The 14,175-nt window shown below is 48.6% G+C and carries 13 protein-coding genes; 6 read left to right on the top strand and 7 right to left on the bottom strand.

The genetic code is table 11. The features are described from left to right. Positions 1-67 precede the first annotated feature (67 nt). The 4 genes from Pelsub_RS11480 to tsaA form a co-directional block, all read right to left on the bottom strand. On the bottom strand, positions 68-790 hold the full coding sequence (locus Pelsub_RS11480) for a metallophosphoesterase family protein (RefSeq protein WP_116223599.1): 723 nt from the start codon (positions 788-790) through the stop codon (positions 68-70). Between the two features lie 3 nt (positions 791-793). After that, complete coding sequence (coaBC, locus tag Pelsub_RS11475) at positions 794-2,020, bottom strand: bifunctional phosphopantothenoylcysteine decarboxylase/phosphopantothenate--cysteine ligase CoaBC (RefSeq protein WP_116223600.1); 1,227 nt, start codon at positions 2,018-2,020, stop codon at positions 794-796. A 4-nt stretch (positions 2,021-2,024) separates the two neighbouring features. Beyond that, positions 2,025-2,789 (bottom strand): type III pantothenate kinase, encoded by a 765-nt coding sequence (locus tag Pelsub_RS11470; protein ID WP_116223601.1) that lies wholly within the window; start codon positions 2,787-2,789, stop codon positions 2,025-2,027. A gap of 98 nt (positions 2,790-2,887) precedes the next feature. Beyond that, on the bottom strand, positions 2,888-3,370 hold the full coding sequence (tsaA, locus tag Pelsub_RS11465) for a tRNA (N6-threonylcarbamoyladenosine(37)-N6)-methyltransferase TrmO (RefSeq protein ID WP_116223602.1): 483 nt from the start codon (positions 3,368-3,370) through the stop codon (positions 2,888-2,890). 77 nt (positions 3,371-3,447) lie between these two features. On the opposite strand from tsaA, the gene folD reads away from it, so the two are divergent. The 6 genes from folD to msrA all read left to right on the top strand — a co-directional run bounded on the left by folD (position 3,448) and on the right by msrA (position 9,181). Beyond that, entirely contained in the window at positions 3,448-4,326 is an 879-nt protein-coding gene (folD, locus tag Pelsub_RS11460; protein ID WP_116223603.1) for a bifunctional methylenetetrahydrofolate dehydrogenase/methenyltetrahydrofolate cyclohydrolase FolD, read from the top strand. A 206-nt stretch (positions 4,327-4,532) separates the two neighbouring features. Beyond that, positions 4,533-5,303, top strand: a complete 771-nt coding sequence (locus Pelsub_RS11455; protein ID WP_116223604.1) for a DUF169 domain-containing protein — start codon at positions 4,533-4,535, stop codon at positions 5,301-5,303. Positions 5,304-5,582: 279 nt separating this feature from the next. Next, entirely contained in the window at positions 5,583-6,200 is a 618-nt protein-coding gene (locus Pelsub_RS11450) for an RNA polymerase sigma factor (protein ID WP_116223605.1), read from the top strand. Beyond that, complete coding sequence (locus tag Pelsub_RS11445; protein WP_116223606.1) at positions 6,193-8,058, top strand: hypothetical protein; 1,866 nt, start codon at positions 6,193-6,195, stop codon at positions 8,056-8,058. Before Pelsub_RS11450 ends, Pelsub_RS11445 begins: the two co-directional genes overlap by 8 nt. A 216-nt stretch (positions 8,059-8,274) precedes the next feature. Continuing rightward, positions 8,275-8,643: a methionine-R-sulfoxide reductase gene (locus tag Pelsub_RS11440; RefSeq protein ID WP_116223607.1), complete on the top strand. Its 369-nt coding sequence runs from the start codon at positions 8,275-8,277 to the stop codon at positions 8,641-8,643. Next, complete coding sequence (gene msrA, locus Pelsub_RS11435; protein WP_116223608.1) at positions 8,636-9,181, top strand: peptide-methionine (S)-S-oxide reductase MsrA; 546 nt, start codon at positions 8,636-8,638, stop codon at positions 9,179-9,181. The genes Pelsub_RS11440 and msrA overlap by 8 nt, the downstream gene beginning before the upstream one ends. Before the next feature lie 4 nt (positions 9,182-9,185). Here the strand turns inward: msrA and Pelsub_RS11430 are convergent, their stop codons facing one another. The 3 genes from Pelsub_RS11430 to mgtA form a co-directional block, all read right to left on the bottom strand. After that, positions 9,186-10,280 (bottom strand): lysylphosphatidylglycerol synthase transmembrane domain-containing protein, encoded by a 1,095-nt coding sequence (locus Pelsub_RS11430; RefSeq protein ID WP_116223609.1) that lies wholly within the window; start codon positions 10,278-10,280, stop codon positions 9,186-9,188. A gap of 167 nt (positions 10,281-10,447) precedes the next feature. Next, positions 10,448-11,527, bottom strand: a complete 1,080-nt coding sequence (locus Pelsub_RS11425) for a lysylphosphatidylglycerol synthase transmembrane domain-containing protein (RefSeq protein WP_116223610.1) — start codon at positions 11,525-11,527, stop codon at positions 10,448-10,450. Further along, a complete protein-coding gene (mgtA, locus tag Pelsub_RS11420; protein ID WP_116223611.1) occupies positions 11,520-14,066 on the bottom strand; it encodes a magnesium-translocating P-type ATPase in 2,547 nt (848 codons plus the stop codon). The genes Pelsub_RS11425 and mgtA overlap by 8 nt, the downstream gene beginning before the upstream one ends. Positions 14,067-14,175 lie beyond the last annotated feature (109 nt).

Raw genomic sequence — 14,175 nt, 5'->3', positions numbered from 1 at the left:
TCTCCTTACATTGTGATCAGTTTTTTTTCAATCACCTATAGGACGAGCGAAGAGGGCGTTAAGTTCCTTACCAACCTTCAGCCAACCGCAGGGCATGACGCCAGGGCAGGCCGGATTTTTTGATACGACTCTGAACCTCATTGATATTGTAAGAAACTCGGCGCAGTTCCCATTGGCTTTCCTGCGGATCGAAAATTGCAAATGAAGCCCGCGGATCGTGATCCCGCGGCTGCCCGACAGAACCGGGATTCAGGATGGTTTTGGTAAGAATTTTGGTTTTCTGATAATCCTGCACCATGCCACGCGGAGCGTCCACATCGTTTTCTTTCCAAATGGCAGGCACGTGTGTATGCCCGACCAGACAGATGCGTGTGTCGAAGAATTGGAACATGCGCTCGGCAGTCATGTAATCCATGATGTAGTCCCAAACCGGGTTGCGCGGGCTGCCGTGAACCAGTGTAATATCATCGATTTTCTGGCGCTCCGGCAAACTGAGCAGGAATTCCTGACTTTCCGCATTGAGAATACGTTTGGTCCAGGTAATCGCCAGACTGGCTTCGTGATTGAAGGTGTTTTGATCGACTTCTCCTAAAGTGGCGGCATCGTGATTACCGCGCACACATACCAGATTCGGCAGATCGCGCACTACCGCGATGCATTCATTCGGATCCGGACCGTACCCAACCAAATCACCCAGGCACCAATACGCATCCACGTTTCCAGCCGCGGCCAACACTGCTTCCAGCGCTGTTAAATTGGAATGAATATCTGAAAATACCAATACGCGCATAATCTATTCCGCTCCTCCCATTAACCAGGCATCCACATGTTGGATAATTTTATCTGCAACTTCGGCCTTGCTCATCAACGGCAGAGATTCCATCGAACCGTTCCCGAAAATGAGTAAGACTTGATTGGTGTCCACCGCAAAACCGGCTTCGGATTGCGTGATGTCATTGGCGGCAATCATATCCAGGCCCTTCTCAGTCAGCTTCTTTACGGCATTCTCTTTCAGGCTTTGGCTTTCTGCCGCGAATCCGATGACTTTGATTTCCAGCTTGTTTTGGTCTTTATAAGCTTTCACTTGCTTGAGGATATCCACGGTTGGATCCAGTTCAATAGCGTTTAAAGCGCTGTCTTTCTTGATTTTTTCTTTTTCCGTGGTATGCGGCGTGAAATCTGCGACAGCGGCCGACATAATCAGCGCGTGCGCGTCCTTAATCTCAGCCATGACCGCCTGGTGCATTTGTTCGGCTTGCTGAACCGCGACCACTTTGCAGCCGTAGGGCGGCTCCAGGTTGGTGGGCGCGGTGATCAGGGTAACGTCGGCGCCGGTGTCCAGCGCGGACTGTGCCAGGGCATAGCCTTGTTTGCCGGAAGAGCGATTGGTGATCATGCGCACCGGATCGATGGGTTCCTGTGTACCGCCGGCAGTGACCACAATTTTCTTGCCGGCCAGCGAACCGCCGCGGGAGAACAACCAGCGCATATATCCTGTGATGAGTTCGCCGGATTCAAAACGTCCGGGGCCAATCAGACCGGAAGCCAAATGGCCTTCCGCCGGGCCGAGGAAATGCACACCGCGATCCTTCAGAATCTGGATGTTGGTTTGGGTGGCTACATGCGCGTACATACCGCCGTCCATGGCCGGCGCAATAACAACCGGGCAGGTGGCGGCCAGGGAAGTGACGCTCAGCAGGTTATCGGCAATGCCGTTAGCCAGCTTGGCGATCGTGTTGGCGGAGGCCGGAGCAATCAGCAGCGCTTCGGCGATGTGGCCGAGGTGAATATGTACTACGTGTCCTTCTCTGCCCCAAAGGTCGGATTCATTGTAGGCTTTTTGTCCGGTGACGGATTGGAAAGTGAGCGGGCTGACGAATTTACAGGCCGATTCCGTCAGGACAGCATTAACGATTGCGCCTTGCTGTGAAAGTTTGGAGGCCAGGTCGGCCGCTTTGTATACGGCAATTGACCCACTTACTCCCAGAATAATGTGTTTACCTTCAATTGGGTTTGTCATAAGTTCACCTGTTCATGTTCCAAATGAGGCGCAGCCCGTCAAGGGTGAGCCAGGGATCGACGATGTCTATAGCGGTCGTATTGTCGGCAATTTTGCTGACATGGCCGCCGGTTGCAATGACTTTCATTTCTTGACCTAATTTTTCGCGGAAGCGGCTGACCAATCCTTCCACCATGGCTACATAACCATAGATCAGCCCTGCCTGCAACGCGTGCTGGGTGTTGGAGCCGATTACGGAAGGAGGCGCCTTCAATTCCACTGCCGGTAGTTTGGCGGCATGGGAAATGAGCGCTTCGGCAGCGGTGCCAATACCGGGCATGATAGCTCCGCCCAGATATTCCGCATCAGCCGTAAGCGCATTGAAGGTCGTAGCAGTGCCGAAATCGATGATGCAGGCCGGGCCGCCGAATCTTTCGGTGACCGCAACTGCGTCAGCAATACGGTCGGCGCCGACTGCTTGCGGATTGTCATACAGGATTTTGATATTTAACTTGAGGTCGGATGTGACGGTGAGGGGCTCCAGGTGCAGATGATCTTCACAGGCCTGCTCCACGCGCTCAGTCAATTGCGGAACAACGGAAGAGAGTACAATTCCGTCCAGTTCTTCCTCGTTGCATTCACAAGTATGCAGCAGACTGTGCAACTGCAAGCCATATTCATCCGGCATACGCTGGTGATCGGTGGCCAAACGCCAATGAGCAAGCAGCGTTTTTTCCTGATACAGCCCGATAGTCAGGTTGGTATTGCCTAAATCAATGGTGAGAAGCATGGTTTCCTATTCTTTTACCAGTATAAAGGATTGTACACTAAGATGTTTCAACTTATCGCCTAAATGAATTATACAAGCCTATACGGATCGTGGCTAACCTAATCTTTAAAGCGCTGGTCGGATTTCTTGGTTTTTACCTGGTTCCCGCGGCCGCTTAGCCAGCCAATGCGCACATTTTCCGGATTTTCAAAGCTGGGGATGTAAGGCTTGATATCCAGCAAGGGGGTGCCGTCCAGGATGTCCAATCCGGCGACTTTGATTTGACAGCCATCCACCGCGAGGATTTCCAGGAGCGAAAGTCCGATGGGGTTGGGCCTGCGGGGTGCACGCGTGGCAAACAAGCCGTGCGGTTGGTCATCAAGAAATGGCAGCACTTGAGACTGCCAGCCGCTGACTTTATGAAAGAAATATATCGCATAGATATGCGAGAATCCTTCCAAATCAGTTAAAGCGCCGCAAAAAGCGGGGAAAATCTCCAGGGCGCCTTGCGCCGCATTCTCACCGGTGGGTTGGATGGGCATGTCCGCCAGATCCGTAAAAGGACTGTGGACAATGCCGATGGGTTCAAAAGTTATTTTCATACTACATATTTTAGAGGATTATTCCGTATAAATGGGTTATAGTATGGATTCAAAGACAAATTTAAGGATGACTGAAGATGAGCGCACAAATAATTGACGGCAAGGCTATTTCTACGCGAATTCACACAGAGGTTACCCAGCAGGTGGCCGCGCGTAAAGCGGCGGGGAAATCAACTCCGGGTTTGGCTACAATCCTGGTAGGGGACGACCCGGCTTCGCATACTTACGTCAATTCAAAACACCGCGCCTGTGAAGAAGCCGGCATCAATTCCTTCGGCTTTACCCTGGGGGCGGACACGTCCCAGGAGCGGCTGGAAGGGTTAATCCGCGAACTTAACCAGGATGAACGCGTGCACGGCATACTGGTTCAGTCGCCTTTGCCCAAAGGACTGGATGAACAGCACGCGCTCAGTATGCTCTCCATTGAGAAGGACGTGGACGGATTCCATCCGGTCAACATCGGCAGGCTGGCGCAAAAAGGGCCGGAGCCGTTATTTGTCTCCTGCACACCGGCCGGCGTTATGGTTCTGCTCAACGAAACACTGTCCTCCATTGAAGGTAAACACGCGGTGGTTTTGGGGCGCTCCAACATCGTGGGTATGCCGGTGGCGCTGCTGTTGGTGCGTGCCAATGCCACCGTGACCATCTGCCATTCCCGCACGCAGGACCTGCCGGCCATGGCGCGTCAGGCGGATATCCTGGTAGCGGCCATCGGCCGGGCGGAAATGGTGCGCGGCGACTGGATCAAGCCGGGCGCGACTGTGATCGATGTGGGTATTAACCACGTGGAGGACAGTAGCAGGAAGAAAGGCTACCGCCTGGTGGGGGATGTGGCCTTCGAAGAAGCCAGCGAGGTGGCGGGCGCCATCACACCTGTACCGGGCGGGGTGGGGCCGATGACCATCGCTATGCTGCTACGCAACACACTCAAGGCGGCGGAAATGAGCGATTCATAGGCTCATAAATTTAAAATCCCTATATTTTTTCTTTTTTCATTTTTTCTATCTAATTAATTGTCCAAACATGACAGCCATCATGGAGATGTATGATGGCTGTCCCTACCGTTAAGCTGGTTAGGGGCATATAGTAAAAATTAATGTGCGTATAGAAAATATGCGTATAAAACCAAATAAACGGGTCATTATTCAAAGTGGAGGCAAACATGAACCCAAGTGAAATTTCCCAAAGTATTATCAGCATCCTGCATCTGGAAACCCAACCTGTAGCAGTGAAAATGTACAAGGATAAAGCAGACCTTCCCAGGCATACGCAGAACATCCAACAAAACTTCTGCCAATTGGTATCGATCGCTCGTTATCAGGGCCGGGGCAACAGCGGTACGGCCGAGAGCATGATCTGCGCTTTTGGCGCCGCATGCCTGGGTTTGATTGAAACCCCTGAAGTTATCTCTTCCGGAAAAGCCGGGTTGGGAATTTACACCGGCAATCCGCAGGCAGCCAAGAATTTCATGTCGAATGTCTTTAAGATTGGCGACAGCGGCAAGCAGTACGAGGCCGTCATGGTCAAACCATTGGCCGAAGTCGCTCCCGATGAGCAGCCCGACGCGGTGATTATTTACGTCAATCCCGCGCAAGCCATGCGCCTGATCCATGCCAGCACCTATGACACCGGCGAGAAGATCACGGCCGATACGGTCGCGGAAGGGGCCATGTGCTCTTGCACCGCATTTGCCATTGCCAACCAGAAACCTACTGTTGGGTTCCCCTGCGCCGGTGACCGCATCTTTGGCGGTACGCAGAACCATGAATTGGTTTATACCGCGCCCTACAGCCTGGTAACCGGGAAGCTGGTCGAAAACCTCGAAGCCACTGCCAAGGGCGGTTTCTCGGTCTTCCCGGTCCCGCCGAATATGCACTGGACGCCTGCCATGCCGCCGGCTTATACAATTCAGCCGGAGTATTTGGATAAATAAAATTAAACAAAGTCTATCTTTTACTGCCAAAAAATTAGAATAAGTTGGCCAAGATGGGTTCTATATAGCGGGTTTTTAAACCTGCATCAAATGGAACCCATCACTGGCTAACTTTTATTTAAAATCATCGGATAATTGTTTTATAAAGATTTTTTTCCGTAAGAAATTATTATTAAATTCGTAAGCTTTTCTCGATAATGATTAAAATTGCCTATCTTTTTTTAGGTGGGATTTGTATATGATACAGAGAGCTCTCAATCTATTAAACTTGGAGATGGCATGGATGAAGAACAGGCAATTAATCTACTAAAGCAGGGTTATATAAATGGCCTGGAATTTCTGGTAAATCGCTACTATTTTAAGGCTGTCCATACAGCATATTTGATCGTGCTGGATAAATTCCAGGCGGAAGATGTTGTACAGACCGTTTTCCTTGAACTTCCAAAGAAGATAAAACTGTTTAAATCAGATTCAGCTTTCAAGCCCTGGTTCTTGAGAGTAGTTGTGAATGCGGCAAAAAATAATGCTGTGAAACACGCGCGCATGGTCTCCTTACCCGTAGATTTTGAGAATGGTGATGATTTTCCGGAAGCTTTGTTTCAAAAATCGGAAATGCTTCCTGAAGACCAAATCGAGACCAGAGAAATGCGGCAAACCGTTTTGAAAGCTTTGGAACAATTGAATCCGCAACAAAGGGCTGTGATAGTGATGCGCTACTATTTACAAATGAATGAGAATGAGATGGTGGGTGAATTGGATCGCCCTAAAAGTTCTATCAAATGGTGGCTGCATACTGCTAAGGAGAGCCTGAAGGTAAAACTGAATGAGCTGAAACCAGAAAGTGGAATAACTCAGACTAACCACGATGAACCAGATAAAGGAGTTAATCGTGAATAAACAAATGCTATATCAAATTTTGGATGATTTGGCTACAGAAGCTATTCCGGTAGCAGGAAATCCTTGGGAAACCATTCGAAAAAGGTTAAATACGAACAATAAATTGTTGGTTTTCAGGAAGGGTGGTGAGCATAAAGTACGCTTTACTAAGAAACCTCATTGGGCGGCAGAAACCGGGATCCTGATTCTTTTTTTGGTTTTCGTTATGATGGTCAGCTTTCCGCAAGGTCGAGCCTGGGCGCAGGAGCTTCTACAATTTTTTGTCCGTGGCCCAGACCAAATTCTTTTACCAACCCCTTTGCCGGTTAATCTGGTGAATATAACACCGGGTACTGTACAACCAACCTTGACACCTATAACCTCTCAGGAGCAGGGTTTTGCCTTCTATGATTTCTGCGGCGGCCTCCCTGAACCCTCCTGTTCCGGTGAAGAAATTCGCGATATGGTGGATTTCCCAATCAAGGGTATTGCTGATTTATCGGCAGATATGCAATTCATTGGCGCAACCGGAGGACCTGAAGCGGTGACGCTGGTTTACCAATATGGTGAACCAAATAGCGTTACTTTATTGCTGCAGGAGGGTCCGGCGACGGATGCTGCCAGACAGGCTGTACAGGTTGGTAGCAGTGCTGTTGTAGAACAGGTACAGATTAATAATGCATTAGGTGAATATGTAAAAGGGACCTACTTTAGTTATGGCGGCGACGCCACTGCCTCCTGGACCGAAGATTTTGATTTGCAATCGCTGCGGTGGGAGGAGGATGGCATGCTTTGTACACTTACCATGATGGGACAGGCGGACTTACAATCCGTAAAATTGGATAAAACTGGCTTGATTGATCTGGCCGCCTCGCTTACCGAAGAAGTGAAATTATCGCCAAAAAAAACTATCAATGAAGAGACTGAAAGCGTTGCTGAAGTTGAAAAAAAGGCCGGTTTCCAGATTAAAGAACCGGAGTGGCTGCCGCAAGGTCTGCAATTTAAGAAGGTTACTTATTTGGCGGATCAAAAAGCGATATGTTTGGAATATACCTTTCCGGTTGACCAACTAACCGATGCCATGCCGGATACTTCAGTGAGTATCCTTGAGAGTGCGGAAATGTCTCCACCTGACTTGAAGGATCTGGTGTTTACGAATCTTCAACCGGAACAGGTATTACTGAAGCAATCTACTCTGAAAGTAGGTGGCGCGATCGAAGGTACAGGTTTGCATGCTTTTGGCAGCATCGATGGGAGCCGAGTTTGCGGAAGCCGCATGCAGAATCAGGTTCTGGAGGTTCAAATGGAGGGATTGAATATAACCATTCTGGCGAAAGAAAATAATCCTTTTGGCAGCACCTCACGAGATTGGCTGACTAAACAAGAAATGGTCCGTTTGGCGGAAGGAATTACCGGAATCCAGACAATTAAAGAAAACCAGATTGATCCTGAATTTCTAACATCCCTAACCGTATTACAGCAAGTTGCCCAATTTCCTCTCAAGTCGGCGACTAAATTACCTGAAGGAATGAATTTTTACTATGCTCAGTTTGAACAGAATGGCGAGCAACAAGAGGCGCAAATCCATTACAATAATGGCAATCACGAAACCATTATCAGGCAGATCAAAGATAGTCGGGACACCCTTCAAGAACTGATCCGGCAAAATCCCGAAATCTATCATTCGGTTACTGTTCACGGCCAACCAGCCATTCTCTCGCAAGGCTATTGGGATCAAGATGGTTGGAGGGATTTTCCAAATGGAGGTGACGGATCTGCCAGTGTGATCTGGTTTGAAGATGGGATTGAGTATATTGTCGGAGGATTCAATGCCTATTCGGATGAAATCTGGCTTGAAATTGCTGAAAGTTTAAAATAACACTAATCTATTGATTATGTGGGAGTAAATATAAAAAGGAACGGTAAGCTTGGATAAAACCGTTCCTTTTCTTACTTCTTATTCAAAATGTAGGTTTAAAGGAGATTATCACTATTTCGAGTGTTTTCACGTTTCAAAATCCACAATCTTACATATCATTAATGTGGTTATCCGACCCTTATCTTTATACTGATCATATAAAGATAAGGAGATTAAATGTCCTGGAATAAACTTACCCCACAAGAAGCGCATGTGATTGAAGATAAAGGGACGGAAGCCCCTTTCAGCGGGGAATACGACGAGTTTTTCGAGGCCGGCACGTATTACTGCCGGCGCTGCAATGCGCCGCTGTACCGTTCCGAAGATAAATTCAACTCCGGCTGTGGTTGGCCGAGTTTTGATGACGAGATTCCCGGCGCGGTGAAACGCAGCCTGGATAGCGACGGGCGGCGTACGGAAATTACCTGCGCGGCCTGCGGCGCGCATTTGGGGCATGTTTTTGAAGGCGAGCATCTCACCGCCAAAGACACGCGCCATTGCGTCAATTCTTTATCCATGAAATTTGTAGCGAGGTCGAATGAATAAGACAGAAAAAGCAGTGTTCGGCGGCGGGTGCTTTTGGTGCACCGAAGCTATCTTCAAACGTGTCAAGGGTGTCGTGTCCGTCACGCCGGGATACGCCGGTGGTGAGGTCCCTCACCCAACTTACGAACAGGTCTGCCGGGGCACGACCGGCCATGCCGAGGTGATCGAGGTGGAATATGACCCGCAGGTGGTCAGCTACGCGGACCTGCTGCAAGTGTTCTGGTACGCGCACGACCCGACCACGCTGGACCGCCAGGGCAATGACATCGGAAAGCAGTACCGCTCGATCATCCTGTACGCCAGCGAAGAACAGAAAAAACAGGCGGAAGCTTCATTGAAAAATGCGGATCAAAGCGGGATGTTCCAGAAGCCAATTGTTACCCGCGTTGAAAAACTGGAAGCTTTCTTCCCGGCTGAAGATTACCACATGGATTATTTTGCCAACAATCCCGACCAACCTTATTGCCGGGCGGTTATATCACCCAAGGTGCAGCATTTCCTGCGCGACCATATGGATGTGCTAAAAGAATCGGATTAACCGATTAGGAGAGTTCCTGATAGCTTTTGCTGGTCAGGCGGTTGAAATAGGGCAGCAGAAAAAAACCGGCCAGGGAAGGAATCCAAAAGGACAGCAAACGGTAAGTCAACGTGATTACCGTGGCTATGGAATTTTCCACTCCCAGCGAGGTATATAAAGCCACCATGGTGCTTTCGATGATACCGACACCGCCGGGGATCATGAAAGCCATGCGTCCAAACAAGTTGGGCAGGCCGTACCCGGTTGTAACAATAAGCAGTGATTGATGACTGCCGCAAGCTAAAAAGAGGAAGAAGATAGTTAATATATCTCCCAGTGTGCTGATCAGCGAACCCATCATCGGCCCTTTCCAACCTTCCTGAACCAAAAAATTCCAGGCTGAAAACAAGCTGCTCAGTTCTTTGGAAACCTTATCTTCGTTAAAGCTTTTCTTCAGGAATTTATAGATTGCTCTTACGATAATAATTGAGATTTCAATGGATTTTTGTTGGTGGCGCATAGCTATAACCAATAAAATACCCACCGCCCCCAGAAAGAACGATATCAAAATATAGGAAATGATCTGCAGGGTTGAAAGGTTATTACTCAAGAACAAGAAAACCAACCCGAAGATCGAGACGGCTGAAAGTACAAAGCTGATGAAGAATGCCGGAATGGAGGCCGCCAAAGAAGCCCCTTCCGCATTTCCGCCGCTGACCCTAATCCAGCGGTAGGTAATTGCCGCACTGCCAAACATTCCGCCGCCTACCAGTCCAAATGAATAACTGGCCATGAAGATAAGCGAGGACCTTATGATTGAAAAATCCTGTTTGGTTATTTTGACACATTCCTGGATAGTGAGCCCGTTCCCATAAGCCCGCAATACCTGCGCCCCAATAGCCAGAATAACAGCCCAAATTTTTAACGACATAAAAATATTGGCGGTTTCTTCAAGCGAAGATAATTTCGGCAAGAAAAAATAGACGGCAAGTGCGAGAGTAACTATCAGGATGATTTTTTCAATAACGGGAAGTGAGGATTTAGGAATTTTCAGGAAACCAAGATCCAGATTCTCTTTCTTTTCATCCTTTTCAGGTAGAGGTTGTAAAGAGGTATTCATTATGTTGTCGGATGGAATCAGTTGCAGACCTCAATGATGTGCAAGGGTAGATTATACATAAGAAATTAATGATTGGGGAGAATGACTCGCTGCGGATTGCTCATAATCATCCCCGCTTCTTTTTTAAAGGAAAAGGTAAATAATTCTCTATTTTTAGAGTAGTCTATTTATTTAAGGTTGGTGTCGTTCGTAATGGCATTCAAAATGGGCAAGATAACAAATCCCAAAATGGAAGGAATCCAGAATGAAATCACACGGTAGACCAGGACAACCACAGTGGCTATAGAGTTATCGACTCCCAAAGTAGCATACATAGCTACCATGGTGCTTTCAATCACCCCCACGCCTCCGGGGAATATGAATGCCATGCGTCCAATCAACCAGGGCAGGCCGTATCCGGCAATCAATACAAAAACCGAGATATTATTCCCGCTGGCCAGAAACACAAAGTAGAGCGTCAGCATATCGAAAAGGATATTTATTGAGGCTCCTTTTAGCGGCCCCTTCCATCCATCCCGAATTAGATATGCGCCTGTGGCAAAAAGTTTCTCCAGGTTGTTTCGAGTCTGCTGCTCCGAGAAATCTTTTCTAATGAGAGCATAGATCTTTGCCAGGATTACCAAGATTTTTTCGATGGCGGCTTTCTGATGTTTTACCGCCAGAATGCACAAGACAGCCAACGCAATTAACAACAAAGTAATCAGGCTGAAGGAAATTACCTGGGTGCGGGTGAGGTCGTGAACGAACAGCAGGAATAACATTCCAATTACCGCCACTGCCAGCAGGGCGATATCCACGAAAATGGGCGGCAGGGATGCGGCCAGGGAGGAACCGTCATTTCCCCCGCCGCTGGCTTTAACCCAGCGGAAAGTGCTGGCAGTGCTGCCGAACATTCCCCCGGCTACCAATCCGATGGACGCGCTTGCCAGCGCAATCAACAAACCTCGCAGCGCGGTAATCCTGTTTCCGGACAATTTCACGCATTCACTGGTAGTTAGGCCGTTACCCCAGTAGCTGATGAATTGCGCGGCCAGCGCGAGTGAAATCGCCCACGGTTTTAGTGTTGCCAATACTTTAAGCGAGTTCTCTATGGAAGACAACTGCGGGAGCAGGAAAAAAACTGCCAGAGCCAGGATGCCCAGCAGCACGATTTTTTCAATAATGGATAGTACAAATTTGGATATGACAATCTTCCCGATATGGATTCCGGGTTCCAAATTGTTATGCTTGGGTTGTGGTTCAGTCATTTTGTTTTCGATAGAAATACCTTTTCCCTATTTCATTGGCAAGCGAATATAAAAGTGTAATTCCGATGAGAGATACCATCAATGGAAGCGGCAGCGGGGTAATGCTTAATAAACTGCTGACGCCGTGAATATACGGCAGAGAGATCGTCAGGATGGCAATCAACAGGGATGTTATCCACAATCCCTTTCCGATGCGGCTCTTTAGGACCGATTGGCGCGAACGCAAAATTAACAAGGCCAATAATTCGGTCAGGACGGATTGAATGAACCAACCGGTTCTGAATACATCCTGGCTTGATTTTAGAATTTTTAAGAGATAGAAAAAAGTAACATAGTCAAATACGGAGCTAATAACGCCAAAGACAACCATGAACCGCCGCAGCGAGCGGATATTCCACCGATGCGGGCATTGGACCATAACATCATCCACGCTATCTCCGGCGATCATCATAGCGGGAAAATCGGTCAGGAAATTGGTCAGCAATACCTGAAATGGGAGCAGAGGCAGGAATGGGAGCAGGAGGGACACGCCCGCCATGCTGACCATATTGCCGAAGTTGGCACTGGTTGTGACGTTGATATATTTCAGGGTATTTGCGAAAGTGGTGCGGCCAAGAAGAATCCCTCTTTTGAGAACGTCCAAATCGTGACGCAGCAGGACAAAATCAGCCGCTTCTTTGGCTACATCGACTGCCGAATCGACCGAAATGCCGACATCCGCATTGTGCAGTGAAGGGGCATCGTTGATACCGTCACCCATATACCCGACTACATGATTGCGTTTTTGCAGGGAGTTGATGATGCGTTCTTTCTGATTCGGGTCAACTTCAACGAATAGATTGGTTGATTCAACCACATGCCAGAGCGCTTCATCGTTGATGTCGTTCAGTTCCCGGCCGGTCAGTACTCCGCTTACTGTCAGGCCAATTTTTTCGGCGATGTGAAGGGTAACGTTGCGGCTGTCGCCGGTGATGATTTTCAGGCTGACACCCAGCGATTTTAAATCGTTGATGGTATCGGCTGCGTCTATTTTAGGCGGATCATAGAACAGCAGGAATCCCCTGAAGGTCATCTCAGTTTCGTCAAGCCGTGAAAATTGTTTTTGCGCGCCTGCTGTTTTGGTCGCTATTCCTAAAACGCGAAAGCCTTGTTCTTCCCAGGCCAGGGCTTTCTTTTCAATATCTTCCGGCGCATCTCCGGCGAATGAAGCCACTTTTCCCCCGGCATCATAACTGGTGCAAATTTCGATGATATGGTCAAGAGCTCCCTTGGTAATCATCAGGCTTCCTTCGGGTTCGGCAACCACGATGGATAAACGTTTCCGCATGAAATCATAGGGGATTTCATCCAACTTTAAAGGAGAATCCATCTGTTTACTTTTAGCGGCTTTGATAGCCTCATCCAGAGAATTTTCCAGGCCGGATTGGAGGCTGGCATTGAGATAAGCCAGGCGAAATACTTCATCGGATGGATTCCCTTGCAGATCCAGGGCACCGTCCAGCTTGACCACACCCTGTGTCAAGGTACCGGTTTTATCCGTGCACAGCACATCCATGCTGCCAAAATTTTCTATTGCGTTTAACCTGCGCACAATCACGCCGGAACGGGCCATGATTTGCGCCCCTTTGGATAGGTTGATGCTGATAATCGCCGGCAGGAGCTGCGGTGTTAGACCAACTGCCAGGGCAATGGAAAATAACAGGGAATCCATGAAGGGCTTATTCAACAGAACGTTGAATACCAGCACCAGCAGAACCATAATAAGCATGATTTCGGAGAGCATCGAGCCAAAACGGCGGACACCGCGCTCAAACTCCGTTTCGGGAGCACGCAGGGTGAGCGTTTTCGCAATGGCTCCAAAGGAAGTGTTTTTGCCGGTATGAACCACCAATATTTTTGCGCTGCCGCTACGTACATTGGTACCCATAAAGACACAATTGGTTTGCTCAGCCAGGCTGGCAGAGGACGGCAGAACACCCGGCGCCTTTTCCACCGGGAAGGTTTCACCGGTCAGAACGGATTGATTGATAAATAAATCCTTGGCCTCCAGGATCAATCCATCCGCCGGGACCATGCTGCCGGCTGATAAAAGGACAATATCGCCGGGGACAACTTCCCGCGACAAAACCTGCGTGACTTTGCCATCCCGTAAAACCGAGGCTTTCAAGGCTATCTGGTTCTTTAGTTTTTCCGCAGCGTTATGCGCGTTGTATTCCTGAAAAAAGCTAAGCAGAGAACTGGCAGCGACGATGGCAAGAATAATCGCGGCGTCTATCCAGTCTTTAACGATGGCTGAAATCAATGTTGCGAAAATGAGAATGAGGATAATGGGACTTTTGAATTGGTTTGCCAGTATCGCCAAACCGGATAAATGCGATCCTGCCGACAAAGCATTTGGGCCAAATTCATCCAGGCGTTCAGACGCGGCGGAAGCGCTGAGGCCTGCGGCGGAACTGGCAAGGTCCTCGAAAAGTTGACTGGCCGGTTTACTCCAGAATGCATCTTTCGGTGCGGAATGATTATTTATCTGTGAGTTCATGGGATCTTTAAATTAAGTTTACTCCAATTGATAACTGGATAATTCCGGAATGCTGTTCCTATTAAAACAAAAACCCCCGGCGGTTAGCCGGGGGCGTGAAATCGGAATG

This window comes from Pelolinea submarina (assembly GCF_003966975.1).
GTDB lineage: Bacteria > Chloroflexota > Anaerolineae > Anaerolineales > Anaerolineaceae > Pelolinea > Pelolinea submarina.
Note: the sequence above shows the minus strand (reverse complement) of the source record. Positions and strands in the feature narration are given on the sequence as shown.

What these genes read in the sequence shown, in the direction of transcription:
- folD (WP_116223603.1), top strand. Translation starts at nt 3,448, where the DNA reads ATGAGCGCACAAATAATTGACGGCAAGGCTATTTCTACGCGAATTCAC.
- mgtA (WP_116223611.1), bottom strand. Translation starts at nt 14,066, where the DNA reads ATGAACTCACAGATAAATAATCATTCCGCACCGAAAGATGCATTCTGG.
- tsaA (WP_116223602.1), bottom strand. Translation starts at nt 3,370, where the DNA reads ATGAAAATAACTTTTGAACCCATCGGCATTGTCCACAGTCCTTTTACG.
- Pelsub_RS11480 (WP_116223599.1), bottom strand. Translation starts at nt 790, where the DNA reads ATGCGCGTATTGGTATTTTCAGATATTCATTCCAATTTAACAGCGCTG.
- Pelsub_RS11430 (WP_116223609.1), bottom strand. Translation starts at nt 10,280, where the DNA reads ATGAATACCTCTTTACAACCTCTACCTGAAAAGGATGAAAAGAAAGAG.
- Pelsub_RS11425 (WP_116223610.1), bottom strand. Translation starts at nt 11,527, where the DNA reads ATGACTGAACCACAACCCAAGCATAACAATTTGGAACCCGGAATCCAT.
- coaBC (WP_116223600.1), bottom strand. Translation starts at nt 2,020, where the DNA reads ATGACAAACCCAATTGAAGGTAAACACATTATTCTGGGAGTAAGTGGG.
- Pelsub_RS11440 (WP_116223607.1), top strand. Translation starts at nt 8,275, where the DNA reads ATGTCCTGGAATAAACTTACCCCACAAGAAGCGCATGTGATTGAAGAT.
- Pelsub_RS11450 (WP_116223605.1), top strand. Translation starts at nt 5,583, where the DNA reads ATGGATGAAGAACAGGCAATTAATCTACTAAAGCAGGGTTATATAAAT.
- Pelsub_RS11470 (WP_116223601.1), bottom strand. Translation starts at nt 2,789, where the DNA reads ATGCTTCTCACCATTGATTTAGGCAATACCAACCTGACTATCGGGCTG.
- Pelsub_RS11455 (WP_116223604.1), top strand. Translation starts at nt 4,533, where the DNA reads ATGAACCCAAGTGAAATTTCCCAAAGTATTATCAGCATCCTGCATCTG.
- msrA (WP_116223608.1), top strand. Translation starts at nt 8,636, where the DNA reads ATGAATAAGACAGAAAAAGCAGTGTTCGGCGGCGGGTGCTTTTGGTGC.